The sequence below is a fragment of the Algoriphagus persicinus genome, assembly GCF_035156415.1.
GTDB classification, from domain to species: Bacteria; Bacteroidota; Bacteroidia; order Cytophagales; family Cyclobacteriaceae; genus Algoriphagus; species Algoriphagus persicinus.
This window is the reverse complement of sequence record NZ_JAYEEY010000015.1, coordinates 61,587-85,598: the sequence shown is the minus strand read 5'-3', so window position 1 is coordinate 85,598 and position 24,012 is coordinate 61,587. Positions and strand designations below refer to the sequence as shown.

16 protein-coding genes are annotated in these 24,012 nt (G+C 42.0%); 3 read left to right on the top strand and 13 right to left on the bottom strand.

All coding sequences use genetic code 11. From position 1 onward, the window contains the following. The first annotated feature begins 66 nt into the window (after positions 1-66). Complete coding sequence (locus U3A58_RS13130) at positions 67-2,772, top strand: hypothetical protein (protein WP_323823964.1); 2,706 nt, start codon at positions 67-69, stop codon at positions 2,770-2,772. Between the two features lie 68 nt (positions 2,773-2,840). Then, on the top strand, positions 2,841-4,496 hold the full coding sequence (locus U3A58_RS13125) for a mechanosensitive ion channel family protein (protein WP_323823962.1): 1,656 nt from the start codon (positions 2,841-2,843) through the stop codon (positions 4,494-4,496). Between the two features lie 26 nt (positions 4,497-4,522). Here the strand turns inward: U3A58_RS13125 and U3A58_RS13120 are convergent, their stop codons facing one another. Genes U3A58_RS13120 through U3A58_RS13105 form a run of 4 tightly spaced genes read right to left on the bottom strand, consistent with a single transcriptional unit; the run spans position 4,523 to position 10,749 of the window. Continuing rightward, positions 4,523-6,082: a hypothetical protein gene (locus U3A58_RS13120; protein WP_323823960.1), complete on the bottom strand. Its 1,560-nt coding sequence runs from the start codon at positions 6,080-6,082 to the stop codon at positions 4,523-4,525. 58 nt (positions 6,083-6,140) lie between these two features. Next, on the bottom strand, positions 6,141-7,295 hold the full coding sequence (locus U3A58_RS13115; RefSeq protein ID WP_323823958.1) for a DUF4249 domain-containing protein: 1,155 nt from the start codon (positions 7,293-7,295) through the stop codon (positions 6,141-6,143). Then, on the bottom strand, positions 7,295-10,030 hold the full coding sequence (locus U3A58_RS13110) for a TonB-dependent receptor (RefSeq protein WP_323823956.1): 2,736 nt from the start codon (positions 10,028-10,030) through the stop codon (positions 7,295-7,297). The genes U3A58_RS13115 and U3A58_RS13110 overlap by 1 nt, the downstream gene beginning before the upstream one ends. Further along, entirely contained in the window at positions 10,027-10,749 is a 723-nt protein-coding gene (locus U3A58_RS13105) for a hypothetical protein (RefSeq protein WP_323823955.1), read from the bottom strand. Before U3A58_RS13105 ends, U3A58_RS13110 begins: the two co-directional genes overlap by 4 nt. Before the next feature lie 147 nt (positions 10,750-10,896). On the opposite strand from U3A58_RS13105, the gene U3A58_RS13100 reads away from it, so the two are divergent. Next, positions 10,897-11,883, top strand: a complete 987-nt coding sequence (locus tag U3A58_RS13100; RefSeq protein WP_323823953.1) for a sugar phosphate isomerase/epimerase family protein — start codon at positions 10,897-10,899, stop codon at positions 11,881-11,883. 76 nt (positions 11,884-11,959) lie between these two features. Here the strand turns inward: U3A58_RS13100 and U3A58_RS13095 are convergent, their stop codons facing one another. From U3A58_RS13095 to U3A58_RS13055, 9 genes are all read right to left on the bottom strand, one after another. Continuing rightward, on the bottom strand, positions 11,960-12,370 hold the full coding sequence (locus U3A58_RS13095) for a hypothetical protein (protein ID WP_323823951.1): 411 nt from the start codon (positions 12,368-12,370) through the stop codon (positions 11,960-11,962). A gap of 98 nt (positions 12,371-12,468) precedes the next feature. After that, positions 12,469-13,635, bottom strand: coding sequence for a Gfo/Idh/MocA family protein (locus U3A58_RS13090; RefSeq protein WP_323823949.1), 1,167 nt, complete (start codon positions 13,633-13,635; stop codon positions 12,469-12,471). Between the two features lie 237 nt (positions 13,636-13,872). Then, positions 13,873-14,895 carry a sugar phosphate isomerase/epimerase family protein gene (locus tag U3A58_RS13085; protein WP_323823947.1) on the bottom strand — a complete coding sequence of 341 codons (1,023 nt, stop codon included), beginning with the start codon at positions 14,893-14,895 and terminating at the stop codon, positions 13,873-13,875. Positions 14,896-15,036: 141 nt separating this feature from the next. Then, positions 15,037-16,248 carry a hypothetical protein gene (locus U3A58_RS13080; RefSeq protein ID WP_323823946.1) on the bottom strand — a complete coding sequence of 404 codons (1,212 nt, stop codon included), beginning with the start codon at positions 16,246-16,248 and terminating at the stop codon, positions 15,037-15,039. A gap of 106 nt (positions 16,249-16,354) precedes the next feature. Beyond that, positions 16,355-17,413, bottom strand: coding sequence for an aldose 1-epimerase family protein (locus tag U3A58_RS13075; RefSeq protein WP_323823943.1), 1,059 nt, complete (start codon positions 17,411-17,413; stop codon positions 16,355-16,357). Positions 17,414-17,686: 273 nt separating this feature from the next. Beyond that, a complete protein-coding gene (locus tag U3A58_RS13070) occupies positions 17,687-18,361 on the bottom strand; it encodes a hypothetical protein (protein ID WP_323823941.1) in 675 nt (224 codons plus the stop codon). Between the two features lie 433 nt (positions 18,362-18,794). Further along, positions 18,795-19,598 (bottom strand): 3-keto-disaccharide hydrolase, encoded by an 804-nt coding sequence (locus U3A58_RS13065; protein WP_416377305.1) that lies wholly within the window; start codon positions 19,596-19,598, stop codon positions 18,795-18,797. Beyond that, a complete protein-coding gene (locus U3A58_RS13060) occupies positions 19,595-22,285 on the bottom strand; it encodes a c-type cytochrome (protein WP_323823939.1) in 2,691 nt (896 codons plus the stop codon). The genes U3A58_RS13065 and U3A58_RS13060 overlap by 4 nt, the downstream gene beginning before the upstream one ends. Positions 22,286-22,482: 197 nt before the next feature. Beyond that, the gene (locus U3A58_RS13055) at positions 22,483-23,991 is read right to left on the bottom strand and encodes a RagB/SusD family nutrient uptake outer membrane protein (RefSeq protein WP_323823937.1); all 1,509 of its coding nucleotides are present in this window, start codon (positions 23,989-23,991) and stop codon (positions 22,483-22,485) included. Positions 23,992-24,012 lie beyond the last annotated feature (21 nt).

Here is a 24,012-nt window from a genome sequence, read left to right as displayed (position 1 = left end):
CTTGCCTTGGCAAGGGTTTCTTGGGTCTGATTTTTGTATTACAACCTCTGAATCATCCTTGTGCCTGTGAAGATCTGGAAAAGCCTACTTATACTTTTTATCACACTACTCCTCGTCGGAGGTGGCTTTTGGATCTACAAGTCCTACTTTTCCTCACGACAAATCAATAGCCTGGAGGTTATCAGTCAAAATTCAGTATTTGTGTTTGAAACCTACCAGGGTGCCGAGCAATGGAATGCCCTGGTCAATGATCCCGTATGGGAGATTTTAAAAACATTTCCGGCATTTCAACGATTAGCTGATCAACTCATCACCTTAGACAGTCTGAATGGAGGTTCTGGAGAAATAGCGCAATCTCTCAATGGGCAACAAGCCACTATCAGCCTTCATTCCACGGGTATTGAGACATTCGAACTACTATTTACCATCAATCTCAGTCCATCCACTGCTACAGGTTTCGTGGATGAAATTAAATCAAGAATCCCATCAGGATCACGATTCCAACTCAGACAATACTCTGACGAAGATGTACTGGAATATTACGATTCGGAAAATAACCGTCAATGGAGCATCTCATTACTCGGTGATTTGGCAGTGATTTCTTCTTCTTCCTTCTTGGTTGAAGAAGCCATCCGATTCTATGTGAATGAAGGTCAACACAGCTTTTACTCTTTATTTAAATCAATTCCGTACAATTCTGTTTCGAAGGGAAGGCTGTTACTTTCAGGTAAAGGGCTGGCTAGCCTGCTGAAGGGAATCAGTGGTCAAAGGGAAAATACAGCCATTGCAGGATTGGAACTCATGCCTGGAGTAGCTGCTTTGGAATTAAATTTGGAAGAAAATCAAATGATCTTTAAAGGACCAGTAGTCTATGAAGAGGACGTAGATTTCACTCCTTCCATTCAAGCCAACCTTACTGCTATCGAAGAAGTAATCTCAAATCGTACCCTTGCGCTCACTCAGATTAATCTAAAAAGCATTTATGAAACCCAAAATATCTCCAATCGTGCTTTTACAGCTAGAGCGACTTTTAGCGGAGAAATACAGCGAAAACTACTAGATAAAGGTTTCTTGGACAGTTTCACCGGAGAGTTGTATTTGCTGGATTTAGAAAACGCAGGAGGTGTAGATCAAAATCTGGTACTATTGGCACGGACAAGAGATGCAGAACTTGCCATACAGCAACTCAAAGAATTTCAAGAAAGCGAAAGTGAGAAAAGCTCTGATTACTATGCTGGACATGAGATCCAGTACTTTTCGGAGGAGGATCTCCCGGCACATTTATTCGAAGGGAAATTCCCGGGATTTGGACAAACCTTCATCACCTCAGAAAATGAAATATTGATCCTTACCAATTCCCAACAAGCCATGAAGCTGATCCTAGACGATATCAGCTCAGGGAGTACCTGGAGCAAATCTTCCAGAGCACCTGAAGCTAAAAAGGATTTAAGTCCAACTTCGGGATTCAGTCGGATCTATTTGACAGATCATATTTGGGATTCTTGGACTAAAAAAGCTAATCCTTCCTGGAGTTCTTTCCTTCAGAAATATGCCGCCGCATTCCAATCATTTCCTTGGGTTTCATTTAAAATCAATCAACTCCAAGATAGAACGGAAGCCACTCTGAGATTCCCTTTTGATGGGGGATCCCAACCGGCGATCGAAACTGCAGATGCGATTTCTTTGCAGCCGAGCAAAAGAATTTCTTTTGATCAGCCTTTAATTTATGGCCCAAAATCCATCACTAATTATCAGGACAATACAGAAGACCTGCTGGTACAGGATCAAAACAATGTCCTCCATCTAATCAATTCTGCAGGTCAGGAAGTTTACGCTGAGCAACTTACCGGTCCTGTTGTATCAGAGTCATTTCAAATTGATTACTATAAAAACGGAAAGCTGCAGGTGCTACTTGCATCAGCCGACAGAATCTATGGAATAGACAGACTGGGAACACCGCTTCCCGGGTATCCATTGAGTGCAAACGGCGAAAAGATCACACATCTCAATCTAGTTGACTACAGCAATTCTAAAGACTACCGTTATTTCATCAGCACAGAAGAGGGTAATTTATTCCTATTGGATAAGACGGGTGGACAACTGGAAGGCTGGAATCCCAATCGAATAGGAGCTAAAACCATCGGCTTACCCGCTCACTACAGAGTGCCTGGCCAAGGTGATTTCATGGTCACTTTGACAGAAGATGGTAAGCTTCAGCTTTTCAATAGAAGAGGTGAAAGTCAAGCAGGTTCATCTATTAAGCTCGGAGAATCCTTCAATTCTGGACTGATTGCCTGGAGAAATCCACAAACAAGATCGACACAGCTCGTAGGGATCACTACAAACGGAGAGGTGATCCATTCCAATTTCAGCGGGGAAATCGGCTATAGAAACCAGCTGATCAAAAATGACCGGGATAGTGAATTTCTGCTTGTTCCTGATCAAAAGCAAAACGACTTTGTCTTTATCTCCCGGCAGTTTAACGAAGTAAGTGTACTTGATCGAAGCGAAAAAATACTTTTCAGCACCCGTGTATCAGATGAAAATCTACTCTATCAATATTTTGATTTCGGCTCAGACCGACAATTATTTGCTATCACAGATCTCAATCAAGCGTTTTGCTACCTGTATGATCTCCATGGAAATCTGCAAACTACTATGCCTCTGGAAAGTACAGGTTACATCCAGATTTCCTATCAATCTTCCCTAGGCCAATACCTGATCAGGACAGTAAGCGGATCCACACTTACTGAATTTCAACTGGCAGATTAGCCATCTCTTGTTTCCCTTGGGCATCGTGTCATGATTGGCTAACTTGCAAAAAATTACCTTAACAACTAATGCTGAAAAAGTACTTCCTACTCATATCCTTACTTCTCTGGGTTAGCACTCACTCTTTTGCCCAGCTGATTGCCGACAATCAGGATATTTATAAAGTAGGTAATTCGGTCAACCTGAGCTCTCCTTATCATACTACCCTTTCATTTTTTTATAATCTGGAGGAAGGTCATTACCAGCCTGAGAATGCCGCTAAGACGCTTGACCTTTCAGATATAGAAGATCAAAATGGACATCGACTCGCAGTAAAACTCAAGCAGATTTTTGAGGGAAAAGGGATTTTAATACGAACTAACGAGATTCCAAACGAGCAAAACTACACCGACAGCTCCTCTGCCTCCAATGAGAATATCTATTATTTTGACAAAAAAAAGCTCCCGGGAATATTCCTGCAAAAATCCGGTGATACTTGGAAATATTCAGCCTTTAGCGTAAGCCAAATAGATGAACTTCACTCAGAAACCTATCCCTACGGTACTGCAAAGTTGCTGAACGTCTTGCCGAAAATTGGAAATCAGGAATATTTAGGACTCCATCTTTGGCAATTAGTCGGCTTGTTTATCCTGCTTTTATTGGTTTTCCTTTCGCATTGGTTTTTCACCTTAGTGGTAGATAAATTAATGCTCTACCTATTCAAGCGCTATGGCTATGGGAAAATAGGAGAAGATTACATATTACCCGTAGCCCGAGTGATCAGCTTTTATTTGATAGTGGTATTACTCTCCCTGTTCATCCGCGTGCTCCAGCTACCCATTGAGATTTGGTCTTGGATAGTAATACTAATCCGTACACTGAAACCATTCCTGATCACCATTATATTTTACAAATTGGCAGATGTGGTGGCAGCATACTTTTCCAAACTAGCCACTAAAACGGAATCCACCCTTGATGATCAATTGGTGCCTTTGATGCGAAAAACACTCAAAGCGTTTGTGATCATTGTAGGAACGCTGTTTATCCTGAGAGATGGGCTTAATCTCGATATTATTCCATTTCTGACCGGTCTCTCCATAGGCGGTGTAGCTATTGCCCTAGCTGCTCAGGATACGATCAAAAACTTCTTCGGTTCAGTCATGATTTTCATTGACAAGCCTTTTCAGGTGGGCGATTGGATCACTTCAGGCGATATCGATGGGACTGTGGAAGAAGTCGGTTTTAGATCTACACGGATACGTACATTTAGAAATTCGCTCATGTATGTCCCAAATGGGAAAATTGCTGACGCAGTTCTGGACAATCATGGCTTGCGTCAATACAGAAGGTTTTACTCGACTTTGACTATCACATACGACACTCCGCCAGCGCTCGTGGATGAGTTTGTCAAAGGACTTCGTGAAATCGTACTAGCTCATCCCAACACTCGCAAAGATGTCTTTCATATCTATTTCAACAACTTGTCCTCTTTCAGTCAAGATGTCATGTTTTACATCTTCTTTGAAGTACCTACCTGGGGAGAAGAACTGCAATGTCGTCACGAGATTTTGATCCAGATAGTTAAGCTAGCCAATTCAATCGGCGTGCGCTTTGCCTTCCCTACTCAGACCTTGCATATGGAATCTTTCCCTGAAAAGAAAACGATTGTGCCAGAATATAGCGGTGGATATGAAGCAAAAGTCACTGATTTTGTTCAGCGTGAGTTAAAACGTAAAAACGAATAACGAATAACGAATAACGAAAAAGACTTTTACTTCACTTCAAAAGTTCGCAGGTAGTCTTTCGCTTCCCCCTGTTGGGTTTTGGTTTTAACCGTGATCTGATATTTCCCTTTTAGATCTGGGACTTTGACTTCAATAGAATTACCTGGAGAAGAGGCATCAGGGATTTCTGACCAGTACAATACTGTTCTCCAGTCCATGATATTCTGATCTTGCCTTGGCTCAGCAAAGAGTGATTCTGTGGAGATAACTTTAGGTTGAATCCCTTCATAATCGAGGTAAATGCCATTGGATGGAATAGGAAATCCGCCAAAGTTATTCTTATAGGAACTGAAGCTAATTACGCCTGGAAACTTCTCTTCGTTTAAGTAAAAAGTACGGCTCAACACTTCCAGCTTTTCAAAACCTGTAGGGTCAAATGTCGCAAGCAAATCTGAATCAAAAACAGGCAATGCATCAATCAACATCAGAGGATTTGAATCAAAACCGGCTTCTCTCACCTCATCCAAAGCCCGAAATTTCTTCTTTTTCTTGATCGTCCTTAGTGACACCTCAGGCACATATTCTTTGATGACTGTAGCTACCGTTTCAAACCTCGTATAATCATCCAATAAGTACGTCCGATCTTCCATAAACCCTGTAACTACAGGAAATAAGCTTGCATCGAACTCATTGACGAAATAGGCTTCCACCTGTCCACCCTTCAGCAATTCCTGAAGAAGATCCTGATCCGCCGGACTGATTTCTAATTCTGGAAATACAAAACTGCTTTTAAAACGAGTAACAGGAGCTGGCGATACGATCCCAAAGTCCAATAGGCTTCCATTTTCATCGGCTTGAGCCACAAGGAAATCCCAGTGTTTCATTCCCCCGGCATCAAAATACATAGTGCCATCCGCATCTGGTCTATCTGTAAAAAGTGCAGATTTATCCCCATGAAGTGAGAGGTAGTACAACTGTGTAGTATCGACTGAGGCACTCTCTACTTTGGCTTCGATTATATGCCCAAACAGCTCAGGAATTAGGGTGTGCTTCTCGATAGACTCATACGCCTGCGCTGAAGGAATCTGCCCTTGATCAGTCAAAAACGGATTTTCAGATGCTATACTTACTTCACTTATTTCAACACCGACAGGCAACTTTATTTGCAATTTCTCTCCTGCGGCAATCACTTCTTGGGACAAAACTATTTCATTGGAATCGCTGCGTTGAGAGATTATCTTTCGCTTAGAAACTACCGTAGGAGGCACATTTCTATTGAATACCGTAATGAATTGCTGGACTAAACCTTCTTCTAAATTTTGATAGGGACTTACTCTGGTAAACACGCGAAGGAGATAATTGTCCGATGGCAGATTTATAGGAAGCTGAAGAAAGTTAAAGCTTCTCCCCTCCTCTAATGGCATCTTTGCCATAGCAACTGACTCATTGTATCGATTAACCAGTTCTGCGTAGATAATCTTAGACTCTACGGGAGAATTATTCTCCATCGCCTGGCTAGCTATCCATACCCGCTCCCCTCCAAAATAGATGGTCTTGGGAATGACGAAATCCACTGTCTCAGCTTCAAGGTTTTGACTAGACGCCACCTGAGTAAAGCTAAGACCCAGAAAAAGAAATACAAATAATTTATGCGGTAAGCTCATATTAATCCTCCCAAAAATCAGGTTTCACATTTGTTCCTCTCAGTGTGCAATCTGAACAGCGGCGAATAGCCCCTTGATAGCCTATCGGAGAATATGCTCCTTCAGGAATTATAGGTACTACAGGTATAAAACCCCCACTTCCAAAGGATTGTCCATAATTGGCAATCAAAACCGTATCAGGTTCGACGAAACAGCTAAAGTAAGCAGGTTCTATTGCTCTCCATGGTAACACTTCTTTAACTCCGATGAATAATCGTCGTTGCCTTACAGTGCCCAAGCTCACATAGCCCACTACAGGTGCATCAGGATTCTGATCACTCATGATATTCCCTCCGATATTGGAAGGTAAGGGGCTGAAAATCGATCCTATATCATTTGTGTTTTTGCGGAGAATCTCCCAAAATTCTGACGCTTTTTTATCCAGCGCTTTCTGGGAAATCAAAATACTATAGCGCACAGAAAGACGCTCGTCATCCTGCAATATTTGAGTAATAGACTGTCTAAATACGAACTGATCTTCAAATCTGGAAGAAGTCTCCAATATCAAGTTAGCACTTACATCCCCTCTGTAGCACATGTCTGTCCTCTCATCAGGACTCCTAATAACCACATCTTGCTGCTCTGCATCATATTTAAAAAAAGACGGGAATTTTGGTCTGAAAGCATAGGTTTCTTCAAATGTCCATAGGAAGTCATCTGCATTCTCATCTCCTTTTGTAGTCAAAAATACCTCTACTCCCAGTTCATTTTTCACATAACCTACATCAATAATCTCAGGAGTTAGAATAGGCTTAATCAATTCTGATGTATAGCTTTTTCCATCATTTGTTGATATGTAAAGTCTGTAATTCTGATCCTCAGGGATATCATAAGCAAATTCAAATGCTCCTGATCCCAAATCAGTTAAGGGAAACTCTGCTCCGGTTTCTGACCTAAGGTAAACTACCGCACTCGGAAAGCTTGGAGCAAATGAATCATCAGTTTGAATATTTCGGGTATAACTAAGCTGCAACTTGCTTGGCAGTCCTTCTGTGTCCAGATACCCCTCCACTACCAATACAGAAAGGTCTGCAGGTTCTATTTCCGGATTGAAAGGCTCTCTACATCCACTTATGAGTAGTGTACTTAGAAATATAAGTGTGACTAGTCTATTCATCAGAAACGGAAATTGTATGTAATAAATGGAATAGGCTGGGCAAATATGGACAACTGATAACCCCTCAATTGACCATCTACAGGAGTGTAATACACAGAATAAGGATTACTTCTTCCCAACAGGTTGTAAACCCCCAGTGACCAAGATGAATGAGCCAGCTTCTTGATCTTATGGCTTCCTTCTAAATTAATTGAAAAGTCCACTCTGAAATAATCAGGAATTCTATAGGCATTTCGCTCAGAAAAATATACCCGCTCGGAACCAGCATAGTCAAACTTAGAAATCGGTAAAGTAATTGGTCTTCCTGTACTGTAATTGAGATTTAGAGAAGTATTTACCCGCTTGCTCAACTCATAATTGCCCGTGAGCACTAGGTGATGCGGCTGATCAAAATTACTGGAATAAAAGTCTCCTTTGTTGATTTTCTCAATGCTTGGATCATCAGAGGTTTTCATGAGAGACCGGGAATAGGTGTAGGCCAATGATCCTTGTAGCAACCCAGTACTTTTCTTCAGTAACACCTCCACGCCGTAGGCTTTCCCATCCGAATTCAACACATCCTGTTCTATATTTTCATTGAGGATAATATTGGCTCCTGAGCGATAATCAAGCAGATTTGCCATGTATCTATAGTAAACTTCCGTAGAAAATTCGAGTTTGTTTTTTGCAAGATTACGATAATAACCCAGCGAAGCTTGACCTCCGGTTTGTGGCCGGATATATGTATCGCTCAATTTCCAAGAATCCGTTGGGGATATAGAGGAGGTGTTTGACAATAAGTGAATATTTTGTCTCATGGTATTAAAACCGGCCTTCACAGAGGATTTGTTGTCCAAGGAATATCGAGCCGAAACCCGGAATTCTGGTCCATGATAAGTCTTCACAGGTTCACCATTTCCAAATGTTTCCTCACCTATTACATTACTGTCTGTGATGGGAGCACCCGGCACATATCCATTCACGGTCATAGGACCTAGCAATTGATATAGCATGTATCTACCTCCATAGCTCAGCGACAGCTTTTCAGAAACTATAAATTCATCTCCAAAATAAACCGAAATCTCGCGGGCATTTTCCTCATCCAGTTGCTTTTCTATTACAATGGATTCAGAGCCGTAGGGCATGTTGCTCCCCGGATTCAACGAATATTGAATACCATGAACTCCAAAGTTCATGATATGATTCTCGTTCTTTCTGTATTCAAATTCCGCCTTGAGGAAAAGCTGACTGACATCAAAGCCAAATTCAAAGGAGTTCAATGGGTTTTCCTGCCCAATAATTCCGAATTGATAATTGTCACTGCCAACTGTAAATCTACCTTCAAGCTGGTCATTGAAAAAATGCTTCCAGCCCAGCGCTACATTTATATTTTGGTAGGAATAGGTAGTATCTGGGTCAAAGCGAAAATCATCTTGACTTAAATAGGCTGTCAACTCAAGTGTATTCTTTTCATTGAGGTTATGCTGAATATTCGCATTGATGTCATAGAAAGTAATTTTACTGTCATTCAAATCGGCCTCATCATCCAACAGATTCAATGCCCAATCCGAGTAAGTAGTCCTACCTCCTACGATAAAGTTCGTCTTCTTGCCAATCGGGCCATCCAGACTCAATCTGCTAGTCAGGATGCCTAATCCACCAGATCCTCCTATTTTTTCCTGTCTGCCAAACTTCGGATCAACTTGCAATACCGAAGAAAGTCTGCCTCCGTAATTCACCGGAATGGATCCTTTGTATAGCTCGACTCCATTTACAATGTCCGCATTGAAGGCTGAGAAAAACCCGAATGCATGGGTAGGATTAAAAATCGTGGAATTACCATACAAGATCAAATTTTGATCTGCCGCACCACCACGCACATTAAATCCAGAAGTTGCCTCCCCTACCGTGTTGACTCCTGGCATGATCAAAATACCCTTGAGAACATCCACTTCGCCCAGCACCGCGGGAAGTCTCTTTACTTCAGCAATGCTGATGGACTGCACTCCCATGTCAAGTTTGTTCACATTTGATAATGCACCGGAGCTTACCACTACTTCATCCAGCGAAAGTATGGTCTCTTCAATACTCATATTGAGAACGCCGTCGCCCTTAAGATCTATCTGTCGCTGCTCCTGAAAGCCACCAATATTTTGCACCCAAATCGTGTGTCTTCCCTTCGGAAGAGTAAGCTGGTACTTGCCATTTTGATCCGTAGCTACTTGACTGTAGTTGATTTTTTCCAATACTATCGCGCCATTCATTGGTTTTCCTGACTCTATGCTGCTCACTGTACCACTTAAAATCGCTGTTTTGGATTGAGGGTCATCTGAAGATTTCCCTATGGTAAAGCGCTTATTCTTATCAAATGCGCCCAGTGAATCTCCAGCATTTGCCAGATTATCATGTCTCTCCTGTACCAAGAAGTAATCGGCAGGGAAATCAACTTGTATTTTCTGGCCTTTGCTCACCCAGATCCGATTAGATTTATCTAGCGTATAGGTCATATCCGTCTCAGCAAAAACCTGATTCAAAATCATCTTGATATCTGAATTATTTGCCTGCAGATTGACTTGAAGGTTTTCCACGTCTTCTATTTTGTAGTAGAATTTATAATCGGTCTCAGATTCAATTCTCGTGGCAAATCTCTCAAATGACATTCCCAGATACATTCCACTCAGCTTGGTAGTAGCTGTCTGAGCCCACAAATCAGCAAAAAAGCAAGTAAGAAAAATCAATAGTAGAAATTTTTTCATTCGACAAAACTGTTAAACGTATCAGCCTTACTTTCCCTCAAAGTGACCAGTTCCAAAATGTATTTTTCCTTGTCCGTAGAGAAAAAGATAGACTTCCCTCTGAGGTATTTTTTTGCTTCCTTCTTCTTCAATCCCAAACTTTGAATAGCCTGCTTTTTCTTTCTAATAAGGACAAATTCATTATTGAACCAATAGAAGTAATCCGTTTTCTCCACAAAACTATGCGTGTACTTGCCCACCTCTTTTGCTGGGTCATTATATTTGAAATACTTCTTTAGGACTTTGACCTCACCATCTTTTATCACGCGGTAAAATCCGTTTTTATGACGTCCATAAGAATCATTTCCAAGGTATTTCTTAAACACACTACCGTCCTTGAGTTGAAACTCTTCAATTTTGTCCGGTGTAATTAAAATCTTTTGACGATAGATTGGGTGAAATGTAATCAATACGTCATCGTGCTCATCATATAGGAGCTGAACCTCAGTATAGCTTATGTTATTAATAGACAGACGTCCTTCTCCAAAATTCCTATCCAAATAATAGGGATCGCCCTCATAATTTAAGGGAGGTTCTTTGTATTGGCCACCAGTGATTAGCTCCTGAAAATAGGGCAACTGCTCTTTGTACAAGGACAAATAAGTCTGTGACTGCGCAAATGACTGGGCAGTACACATAAAAAACAGAAGAAAAGCTGTGAAAAAGTTTATTTTTAGCATATGTTCGACACTATACTAGATCAGATTACGCTCTCTTTGTCAAGGAATAATCTGAACGGTAAATATAGTATTTAAATGGACTAAGCTCATTAAATTTTCAATAAACCTAAGATGAAATCGAGCATGTCGTAGACGACATACAGCCGGATGATTATCAACCCTGCGAGATTCCATCCCGTTTCCTTCGTCACGGGACAGGTTATGACCAATAAAAACAATTATAAACAGATGAAAAGAAGAAATTTACTTAAAACTATTGCAATCGGAGCTGCTGCCCTTCCACTGGCACCTGCACTTGCTTCTACTACGCAGAAAAAGAAAGCAACGATACAATTCTCTTTAAATACAAGCACATTGCGTGGTCAAAAACTCGATTTGCCCCAAATAATCGAAATCGCAGCCAAAGCCGGATACGATGGGATAGAACTTTGGATCTCTGAAATGGACGCCTACCTTAAAACCGGCAAATCTTTAGCCTCTCTTAAAAAACTATTTACCGATGCCCAACTAATTCCTGTAAACGCCATTGGATTTGCACCATGGATGGCTCAGGATGTACCTAAAAGCAAAGCTGGTTTTGAGCAAATGGAGAAGGAAATGGGCATGCTGGCAGAGATCGGATGTAAGCGTGTGGCTGCGCCAGCTATAGGCGCCACAGACCCGATAGACTTACTAGCAGCCGGTGAGCAATATGCTAGGTTGATAGCACTAGGAAGAAAAACAGGAGTAATGCCGCAATTGGAATTCTGGGGATCTTTTGCGCAGTTTCATCACATAGGGCAAGCTTTAGCTTCTGCAGCTGCTGCAAACGACCCTGATGCCAGAATCCTACCGGATGTATTTCACTTGTTCAGAGGTGGATCTGGTTTTGATGGGCTCAAGTTGATTGATGGAAATGCCATCGAAGTTTTCCACATGAATGATTTCACTTCAAAACCACGGTTAGAGCAAAAAGATAGTGACCGCGTGTATCCTGGAGACGGCATAGCGCCTATGAAGGAAATCGCCGCAACGCTTAAAGCCATGGGCGGTACTAAAATCATGTCTCTGGAACTTTTCAACGAAAGCTACTGGGCTCAGGACGCGCAGGAAGTCGCAAATACCGGACTGAAGAAAATGAAGCAGTTCTTTTAATTCGATTGAAAAATAGTAATAATTAAAAACCCTTTCAAATTGAATTTAAAAGGGTTTTTAATTACTACACCAAATTTCAAAACATGGTAGCAATACCAAAAATCATAAACATCAAGATCATTGGTCCAAAAACCAACAGCAAGACCTTTCGCTGAATTCTCTTATAATCCTCTCCTTCCAACTCAAGAATTGCATCTTCTGGTTTGATTAAATTTGAATAAACAGCCCTAAAAATAAAGTAATAAATAATCATCATGGAAATCAATAAACCTAAAATCCATAAGGTTTTGCTCAACTCAGAGGGGAAACCTCGTCCTTTAGTGAGATTTCCATATATCCAAGAAATCATCGCCAGTACAAAAATAATAGCTGAAAGAAAGTGGGTTGACATATGAAAGCGATGATCACTTAATGCATATTTCTCTCCATATTTCTTTTTAAGACCTGTATATGTGTAATTTCTAAGGTCAAGAAAGAATTGTCTCATGTACGAAGCCTGTTTAAAAACAAGAAAAGCCGTTTCTCGAAACAGCTTTTCTTGACTTATTAACTTTAAATCGATGCTACTATCTTTTGATTGAAGTCTTATACTTTCTCCATCCAATCCACTCCGGTATCCTTCCAAGCACGCTCATTAGCAGAATCGATCACAGCTTCGCAAACTTTCTGCGTTTCAAAAGCATCTCTAAAAGTTGGGTGACATGCTTCTCCCGTTTCTAAGCTCTTGAAGAAATCAGCCACTTGGTGAATAAAGGAATGCTCATAGCCAATAGAAGTGCCAGGAATCCACCATCTATCCATGTAAGGATGATCGCCATCAGTCACGTGGATAGATCTCCAGCCACGAACCTGACCTTCATCCGCATGGTCAAAATACTCCAAACGAGTCAAATCATGTAAATCCCAGCGGATGGATGCATGCTCTCCGTTGATTTCGAAAGTATAAAGTGCCTTGTGACCTCTTGCATAGCGTGTAGCCTCGAATAAGCCCAAGGATCCGTTGTCAAAATGACAATGAAATAAACAAGCATCATCGATAGTTACTTTTTTCTTTTCACCAGTACCTTGATGAACTCGCTCTTTGATGAAAGTCTCAGTCATGGCAGAGACATCCTTGATGCCCCCATTCAGCCACATAGCTGTATCGATGCAATGCGCAAGCAAATCGCCGGTGACACCAGAACCTGCAGCGTCAGCGTCCAATCTCCAAAGAGCATCACCTCCTTGAGGTAAATCCGGACTGATGGTCCAATCTTGAAGGAAGTTTGCCCGGTAATGAAATATCTTACCCAACTTACCAGAAGCTACGATTTGCTTCGCCAAAGTCACCGCTGGCACTCTTCTGTAGTTGTACCAAACTGTGTTTTTTACGCCAGCTTTTTCCACTGCCTTCACCATGCCTTCAGCTTCAGCTACCGTTCTGGCCAAAGGCTTTTCGCAGAGAATCATTTTCCCTGCTTCAGCTGCTGCTATCGCAATTTCTGCATGCGTGTCATTTGGAGTACAAATATCCACCGCATCAATGTCATCTCTCTTCAAGAGCTCTCTCCAGTCGGTTTCCACAGACTTATAGCCCCATTGCTCGGCGAAAGCCTTGGCTTTTTCCTCTCTCCGTGAGCAGCAAGCCTGCAAAACCGGCACGTACTCATACTCTGGAAAAAAGTCTGGTACTCTTTTGTACCCATTGGTATGTATTCGACCCATCAGTCCTGTACCGATTAGACCTATTCTTATATGTTTTTTTTCTTTCATGTGTTTATAATTTGTTTTTATTGGTCATAACCTGTCCCGTGACGAAGGAAACGGGATGGAATCTCGCATGGTAGATAATCATCCCAGTGTGTGACGCCTGAGTCATGCTCGATTTCATTTTACTTTGGATTTAAAATTTTAATAGATCGTAATTGCGAGCCCAGCCTGGGTGAAGCAATCTTTAGTGAGAGACTGCTTCGCTTCGTTCCTTCGTTCGCAGTGACGTAAAAACCACTCTTACCACCCATGAGCATTCCTCACTTTGACCAATGCTGCAAGGATGTCATTCCAGGTTTGCTGATTGTTCATGACTTCATTTGGGAACATACATCCATCCCAGCAGATGTGCTTGAAGGCTTTGGTCAACTCGCCTTTTTCATCCCGAAGCCAGTAACCCGCATCATGTGTAATGTCCAACACGCCGTTTGGATCTGTGGCTTGGCAATGTCTTCCTGTCTTATCGTGGGAACCTTGACCAAATACAGACCCGTCATTTTGAGCTACGTGAAAGTCAATCGTCCAAGGACGAAGCGCATCTGTCACTATTTTCAAAGCAGCTTTGACTACTTCACGATCTTTGAGGTCTGCGTCTTTGGGAAGAATTCTATGCTCCGGGGCATTATAACCCATGGTGTATAGAAAGGTATGCGACATATCTGCCTGGAAACCAATATTAGATCTGTCCACCATTTCAAGTAATTCCACCATATACTTCCAACTGTGCATCGCACCCCAGCATATTTCTCCTTCGGTAGCCAATTTTTCTCCATAGCCTGCCGCTACATCACAAGCTTCGCGGAATGTTTCAGCTATGATTTTAGTGTTTCCCGCTGGATCTTTGGCCCAGTCTTCCACTCCTGCTGCTGAATCTATTCGGATCACACCGTAAGGACGTACACCAAGACTCTTGAGCTGCTTTGAAAACTCACAGGTCTTGCGCACCATGTCCACAAATGTCTTCCGCTGATCTGCTGTGCCCATCGCTGAGCCTGCCCATATCGGAGCGACAAAAGAACCTGCTACAAGATTATGTTTTTGAAGTTTCTCCGCTAGAATTTTAGCCTCATCTGGATCATTAAGGTTAAAGTGTGGCTCCAACAAACCTAAATCAACCCCGTCAAATTTCACTCCGTCCACTTCGGCGGCTGCTGTCATCGCCAAAAGGGAATCGAAAGGAATTACAGGTTCAGAATCTGCTCCTTTGCCCACTATTCCGGGCCAGGTAGCATTATGTAGTTTTGGATAATTAGTATGACTCATGGTATTATGGGTTTTTAGTTATTAAAAGCCGGAAGACCGAAGGCAGATGACCGAAGTGGCCTTGACCAACATACCTATGTCCTTCCTCATTTGTTATTTTAATGTATTACTGTCGACCGAAAACTGAATACTGGCCACTGTTTACTCCCACACTTTCAGATCTGGATTATCCGGGCCAAAGTGCTTCAACATGACAATAGGATCGGTTTTGGAATGATTCGTGATTTTCACACCGGCTTGGGCAGCTTTTTCACTGACGAAATACTCATCATGTGTCAACTGGCCAAAGCGGATAAGGGCAGGCGTTTCTATATCCCAATCATTCATCTTGCCATATCCCTGCATCATGATCATGCCATAGGCAGCAGAATCTTTGATCGTCACCGTTTGACCTGGATAGATCGTCAATTCCTTGGCGCTGTAGTCATGAGATCGATAGCAAATCCATTTGTCATCATATCCTGCCGCATTCATCTCCGCTCTATCTTCCACTGGAATTGGCTCCATGTAATGGTTATCCATCAGGTTGGGATTGACATTCAAATCCCAATCTATCATTTCTACCAGCAGATCGTAATCGCCTATTCTATCTTTGGGAGTAGCATTCCAAAGTAACTCATCTGGAATGATCGCCTCATTTACCAGAGACTGATACATCGCAAAAATATCAGAGGCTTTTTGTGGCTCGTAAGTACACAAACTACCTGGAGCATGTAGCATTCCAGGAGGTACATTCCAGCCTGTTCCCGGCTGAAGTCGAAATGCTTGCGAATAATTGGTGATTTTATTATCCCCTTTGTTAAAATTCTTTAAACATTCAAGTATAGTCTCTTTAGATGTTCCTGGAGCGATACCAAAGAAAGTATAAGGAAAATCACCGCCATGATTATTGACTTGAGGGGGGAAATAATAAGCTTCTGGCTTACCATTTTGGCCTGTAAGTTTACCAAATTCGTCACTTGGATGAATGTGATGAGGAAGTGGCCCCATGTTGTCAAAAAACTTGGAGTACATAGGCCAGGACTTGTATTTGTCCCAAAGACGACTACCTAGGATTTCTCCTCCCAATTCATCTATCGCATCCTTCAAAAGAAATAACTCCGTCTTACCGCAGTCTTCCAGAGCAATATGACTGAGCCCTTCGTTTTTGCTAGTAAGCGGACCATTTTCAGCTGGCGTAGTAGATGAAAACCAACGTTCGTCGATACCTCCACGCTCTCCGCCTAAGCAATAATAATCATTTGGATGAAGTTTGATCCTTCTGCCCGGCACACAGAACGAGCGCGGTACCCAGGTCGGGGTTAATCTTAGAATTCCTTCTCCCTGCTCGAGGGCTTTTTTTGCTAAACTCATGGGTTATTGATTTTTTGAGATTTGAGATTGAATTGGAAAATTGGAAGAATGAAAAATTGGAAAATTATTTCAGCTCCTTTATAGTCGCAATTCATCATTCTTAATTTTACATTTTAAATTCCTTGACTAAATTTCCTGTCATGACTGCCAGTTTGATTTCATAAATCCTGCTTTCTCCGGGTTTCAATAAAATCAATGTACCATTTTTACGCGCTGCAGCCTGCCCTATTGGAGGATGTGTAGCAGGTTCTAGAGCCGTCACATATTCATTTTTACCCCAGTGCTGCCAGTTGATCAGCCATGGCATCTGTTTCTTGGAAAATGAGATACTTAATCCTAGTTCCAAATCATCATTCATATATCCACAAGTGACTTGATCATTCTCATCGCTATTTGGATCAATGAATGCCACATCCTCACCAAAAGCTGCATGCTCGTCCAATGGGGCAGCGCATTTCGTAAATTTATGCTCCTTGTTGAATGATGAAAGTGAAGCATCAGCTTCCCTAGGCTGGATTTCGCCCTTCCATACTATCCTTGTTCCTTCATTGATCAGCGGCCAACCGCAATTGATATGATACAAGACCATGTGAGGTGCTGGCGAATTACCGCGATTGCTCACCTCGTCTTTGATGCTAATTTCTGCACTCCCAATTGACCCAGAAATAGTTCTTTTCAATTCCAGACTTGGCCCGAAAGTCGTCGTCTCCCGGATAATCCCCACGATTTCAAAATCCAGATTTCCTGAATAAATGTCCGGTTGCTTGATGGAAATCAGCTCCGCTGCAGTATTGCTGTAATTCCCATGTAATCCCCGGCTTCCGGTCTCATCCTCATTAGGAGGTCCCATGGAAGAAATCCCACAAGTGGTCAGCAGTCCGCCACCGAATGTCCTGAGCCAATCTATACCCTGGTTGGAGAAAGGCTGAGATGCTACATGTCCGGCATTACTGATCCACGACAGGCTATGCTCATTATGAAATGCATCCAAAATATCCATTCCCCGATCTAAAACGACTTTATATCGAAGGCCAGTTCCTGTGTTAATCCAGGCGATGCGGGTTCCACGTCCCGATCCATTGTCAAGGGTAGAAGTTTCAATTCCGCCAAGCTGACGGGGATTAGATAATTTTTCTTTCCAATTGGATGGATCTGAGAGGTTCATTCGTACGTTGGAGACTAGTGTGTAATCTATTAAAAAGGGCTCCTGACACTGTCCTGCCCTATATGGGTTCAGTGTGTAAGCAGGGGAATAAGTTATGCAACTTATGAGAGAGAAATATGCCATTGGTATAAAAAAACACAGAGATGGTTCAAGTCTCACGACTTGCGCCATTTCCGTCTTTGTGGCTTTGTGGTGAAAAACAAAAATGGTTTAAAATAAAAAACATTCGAGGTTTTCTAAACCTCGAATGTTAGCAGTGGGGAGATTTGATGGCTATTCCTCCTCGTCCTCTTCAAAAGCGGCGATATCAGCATCAAACTCCGCTTCCACAAACTCATCCCTTGCCATCCAATATTCCGAAGTGGTCAATCGGTACTGATTGTTGCCCAAATCGCTCAAATCCCAAATAATCGAATCTGCTTCTTCAAACTTTACTTTGCCAAGTAGATGATCTGTAAATAGCCGCTTGATCAAGTTGCTGTCATTGAGCGTGTATTGCAAAGCCTTAAGTACGACCTCCTTCGTAATAGCTTCTGCATCCGGATCCTCGCTACTAATAGTAAGCTCAGCGATTGTGGCTTTGGCACTTGGGAATTTGCCATTGTAGGCCTTGTGCAACAACTGATTGATCGTGAAAAGCTGATGATGAAGGCTTATTACCGGATATTCCTCGGAGATTTTATCCAAAAGCATGTCATGAGAAATTTGTTCAATCTGGCCTTCATTGAGCTCATCTGAGAGTCTATATTCTAGTAGAATTGCCGCAGCCTCAGCTGGTTCAAAATCAGAAATTGCCATCGAAAGTAGCTCCTTCAGCTCAGCTGGGTTTGATTTTGAGGCATCGGGGAAACCGAAACGATCGAGTAGCTTAATTAAATCTTGATTGCTCCAACTCCCCGGCAATTCATCTACTGTTTTTACATTATTAATGATGATATGGTAGTTCATGTGTTTATATTTTGTTTTTAATGGTCACATGGAATCTCGCATGGTAGAAAATCACACCAGTGTGTGACGCCTGCGTCATGCTCGATTTCATAATTATTTTTAATTTCAATAGTACTGTGGTCAATAGAAAATCTATTGTGTGACTTTAACCCGCATTATGCATTAGCAAATCTACTACGACTTCAAACCGCCTCAAAATCAGTCGCTATGCTTCACTTTTCGCTCTCACCGTAGCGGTGCTACGACTCGATCTCCAAAGTGACTGATTTTCTTGCAGTTTGAACCCTCGTTACGAATCCTAATGCATAGTCCGGGTTTAAAGTTTGTCCCCCCCACTCAAAAAACGAGAAGTTATCATCTAAACCTGCCCCAACACAGAAAAGGTTCAAGTCGTCTGACTTGAACCTTTTCATTAAACACCTCTACTTCTATCTTACTGCTTCAGCATCACATCTTTATACTGCACTTTCATCGGAGGGCCTACATGCACTTGTACGCCTAGAAAACCTGCCTCCATCCTGTTTTTAGGATCTTCATCATGTACCTCGGACATCAGCTGCCCATTGACAAAATGTTGCAGGACATTTCCTTTCGCAATGATGTGAATGCTATTCCATTCACCAGATTTGATCATAGCACCCAGCTCCGCACGATCACCAATCTCCTTTTCTAGATTGAGCCCTTTCCAAGCATTTCTTTCTACAAATTCACGGGTACCTACACCTTCTGGTTGAGTAGTTATCTTTGTTATTTGGCCTCTATATGCTAGTGTTGTACGCTTACGCTCTTCGTAGTTCTGGCCAGTATAGTTATTCTTCCCGTCAATATCAGCTTGATAACCTTTCAAAGCAAAAGGGACATCCTCCACCATTTCGCTTCTGTAATTGATGCCGGAGTTACCGCTTTCAGAAATCTTAAACTCAGCTTTCAGCTCAAAATCCCCCGGCTGACCACCTTGCCAAATCAGGAAGGTATTGGCTTTCAATAGCGTCTCAGGAGTGATTTCACCCGTGATCGCTCCATCTTTCACAGACCAGTAAACAGGATTACCTTCCCATCCATCTAGCGTTTTTCCGTCGAAGATCGCTTTAAAACTTGCTTCGGTATCACTCATGGCTTCGATAGAGGAACTGCTATTCTCTGCAGGCTGCTGGCAATTAACCAGGCCAATCACCATCAGCGCTCCAAGACTGAGTGCTTCTATTCTAAGCCATTTAGATTTCAATAGATTTTTCATTCTTCTGCTTGAGCTTTGGTTTGATAAACTTCATGATTTGGGTTGCCCCCTGAAATCAGGTAGGCCATCAAATCTTTTAATTCCTCTGGATTTAGCCTATTGATCATTCCTGGCATCATGATGGAAATCTTCGAATCCTTGACAGTGGATACCTTGCTTTTTTCCACTTTGCGTAGCACTTCAGGAGAAAAAGGATTTTGGGAAACTGAATAGCTGGTTTCATCTTCATTGACTATTCTTCCCATCACTGAACTTCCATCATTTAACTCCAATACACTTGCTACATATTGCTCAGAAATCTCATCACTTGGATTGATTGTCGCTTCCAGGATATCTTTTGGCGAGAATCGAGTCCCCAACTGAGTCAAATCCGGACCAATGATTCCACCTTCCCCGCCGAGCGTATGGCAGGACAAACACTGGGCAGCAGCAAACATTGCTTTGCCTCTAGACAAATCCCGTCCATTTAAATCTGCCATCAATGAATCCGCTTCTTCCACAGTCCATCTTCTTCCAGGTCCCTCCGCTTGGATGTTTGAATTCACCAAATCATTTCCATTACCTGTCAGCAAGGCTGCTCCTGAGAGCTCATTGTATTTGTCAAAATCACTTTTCGGAACATGTGAAAGTGCCATTTTCCTAGCGCGGTCTATAAACCCAACATAACTTCGGCCTCCCTTGTATTTGAAAGCATCTTGAATCCAGCTGAAATACTTTTCATATAATTCAGGAGTCCAACCTGTTTCCGCTCCACCCAAAACGGTGGCAAGGTAAGTTTGCTGAGCTGGCGGTACATTCGCTAGCATATTCGCGATATCCAATCCATACTGAGGATTTCTCATGATCAGATCAGAAGAAGAAGTAAATGTCTTCTGATAGTCAGGATCATCTTTGGCCTTCTCAAGTAGTGCCAACGTCTTCTCAACTGCATCTGGAGCATCCAAATACACAAGAAGTACTGCCAACGCACGATCTAGATTATTGTTATTCGCAGGGAAATTAGCATTCAAATAAGCGACTAAATCAGATTTCAAAGAACCTGAAGGCTCACCTTGTCTAGCTAAAATCAACTCAAAAGCTCTCAACAAATCTTGCTTACCCTTTTCATTCAAGCTGTTGTAATCAATTCCCATCAAAGCCTGAATCATAGGTGTTCCAGCCCCTTTATCGGAATGACGAGACAGTGCTATCATCGCTTGAGTCAAAGCCACAGGATCCTTTTCAGCCAAGGCTTTTGCTTTCCAAGAACTAACCGGCTGATGCTCTACAGCTATTCTAGCAGCATACTGTACATATCTATCCTTGTTTTTCAAATTCTCCCAAGCCAGATCAAGTCCAGAAGCTGGTGCTCCGTCCACATGTAAAGCCTCAAGTTCACGACGGGTTTTTGCCTCTACAGGCAAGCCGGCTAGGGTCAATGACCCCTCATTTCCTTCAATATCACCCTCGTAATAAACTCTATAAAGATCTGATTCCAACCTTCTCCCTCCAGTCATAAAGTACATCGCCCCATCAGGACCAATTGTACCATCTGTCAGTGGAAGAGGAGATCCAGAGATAAATTCTTCAGCTTTTGCCTCGTAAGTACCTCCCTTGGGTGTTAAAGTCATGGAATAGATAATTCCAAAGCTCCAGTCAAATGCAAATAAGGAATTTCTGTATTTTGCCGGGAATTGCGCATCTGTACCAAACATCACATTAGTTGGCGAACCCTGTCCGATATTTAAAATCGCAGGTAAATTGTCAGGATAATTTGGCGACCATTTTTGGTTACCCGTTCTCCAGCCATACTCACTTCCTGAAGTCACATGACAGATTCTGGTTGGGCGGTACCAAGGCATCCCAAAGTCCCATTCCATATCTGAATCATAAGTAAACATATCACCGACTTCGTTGAAAGCAATGTCAAATGGATTTCTATATCCAGCAGATATCAGTTCCCAATGTTTGCCTTCCGGATCAATGTTAGCTACCCAACCTCCTGGAGCCATTCTGCTATTCGCATGGCCTCTTGGATCTTTGATTTCAGGGAAAAGATTATCTTCCTGCCAAACTTTTGGAAGTCGATATGCATCCATTTCCGGCACATCCGTGTGGTTACCTGCTACTATGAATAGTGACTGCCCATCTGGGGAAAGCTTGATGCTGTGCGGCCCATGCTCACCTGGTTGTCCAGTAAAACCCTTGATTTTGGTCACTGATTCATACTGATCATCTCCATCCAAATCCTGGATTCGATAGAGGCCGGTACTCTCAGCAAAGGTCTCGTTGCCGTTGTGATTTACCATCACATAGATACTGTTGAAAGCGTAAAGCAGACCTTGGGCATAGCCCATTCCCACTTGTGGTTCGGCCACATTACCGATGATGAGTTTTTCTACCTTTGGTGCAACAGAATCAGCTCCTATTTCAGGAATTTCCAATCTGTATAGAAAACCATATTGATCAGCAGTGATGAGTCGGTTTTTGTCATCGAAAGTCATAGCGACCCAAGACCCCTCATCCTTTTCTCCAGGACTTAAGAGGTGCTCTGCTACAAAACCGTCGGGAAGCTTGAGCTTGTCCAGCTTCGGGTTTCCGGTTAATTCCCGTTTGTTTTCATTCTTTTTCTCTGTGTTACAGGATACCGATAGGAGTATAGCTGCAGAGAATAGAAATAAATTTCTTATTGAATTTTTGAGGTGCATAAGGCTAATGTTAATTGATAGCAATAGTTAGAATTTTAAGTTGGGGAATAATTTCTCAATTCAGAAACCACTCATGAAATATACTAGCTATTTCTCACCTTAAAATATTTTTAGAAAGTAACTAAAACGGTAATTAAATAACCCAACACCATAGAATTAAATCATATCTAGGTGCTGGGTTATTCTTAGCTGATTTTTTAGAAATAAGGGCTCAGGTCTGATTCTGCAGCCGGATAGGCATAAAACTTATTGATGTTAGTAAATGCATTACTTCTTGGAATTGCGCCCGCAATTGGTGGGTAGTAATAATCCAATGGATTTGCAATAATTCGCTGTCCGTAAGGCACAATTATTTCCTGAATTCGATCTGTTCTCACAATATCAAACCAACGCTTATTTTCGAAAGCAAGCTCAACTCTTCGCTCCTTGAAAATTGCCTCCCGCATTTCAGCTTGACTAGAAGCAGTAGTAGGTAGCAGTTTAGCTCTATCTCTAACCTTATTCAAGTATGGCGCTGCTTCACCCGTCTTACCTTGTTCATTAAGCGCTTCCGCCATAAACAGTAATACCTCAGCATAGCGATATATCACCCAGTTTGTACCGGTATTATTATGCTGGGAATGCTGCTTAGCATGCTTTTTAATATATGGATAGTTTTTATCATCTCTGAAACTACCTGCTAGAAACACATTCCCGATTGAGGCATCTTTTCTTAAGTCACCCGGCTCGTAAGCAGCGATTATATCCGGAGTAGGGATATTATTTCCTTCCCCATCAATGTTCTGAGGATTACTTGTTCCCATGATAGGCTGCAACTCAGAAGCACTGATCGGTCTTGGCATAAATTGATAAATAAAATTACCGTTCAACCCAGCTGCTCCTTCTATATACTGAACTTCAAAGACAGACTCTATATTATTTTTATTTGCCGTATTTCCTGGAAAAGCCATCTCATAACTAGGCATCAAATCATAGCCATGAGTCAATACAGGAGATAAAATCTGCTCTGCTGCAGGCCATTTCTTTTGGTGAATATAAACATTGGCCAATAGTGTTCTAGCAGATCCTTCTGTAGCTCTTCCTGGTTCTTGAGTAGCTTTTTTCGGTAGCAATGGAACTGCTGCCACCAAGTCTTGCTCAATCTGAGTATAAATTTCTGCTTCCGTAGACAATGGTAGCGCAGCTTCCTCTCTTTTAGCAACTGGTGTCAAATGAAGTGGCACAGATCCAAAATACCTAACTAATTCAAAATAGGCATATGCTCGAAGGAAAAGAGCCTGGCCTTTTACATTCGCTTTGGCACCTGCATCAAAATCAACATCATCGATTAAAGCTAGAATTTGATTGGTACGTGAAATAATTAAATAATCCTGTCTCCATTGCTGCAATACATGGCCATTTGCCGTTGTCCCGTTAGATTCAGGAACTGAGAAATCCGCCAAATCCTCTTGGTTATCAGTCGCACCAAATAGCACATTTCGAGCATAGTAGGTATTATCAGAGTGCATCTCCGCAAGTAACCATGAACGATCATTTGTGATGGTCCTCAGCGGAACGTAGGCTGCATTTACTGCTTGCTCAAAGTCAGTTTGGTTTTTGAAAAAGGTAGCAGAACTCAGCTGAGTTTCTGGCACTACCGTAAGAAAGTCTTCACAGCCAGTCAGCGCTAAAGATGACACTAAGATGGCTAAGATATATTTTTTCATTTTTTTTTTCTTTTGTAGGTG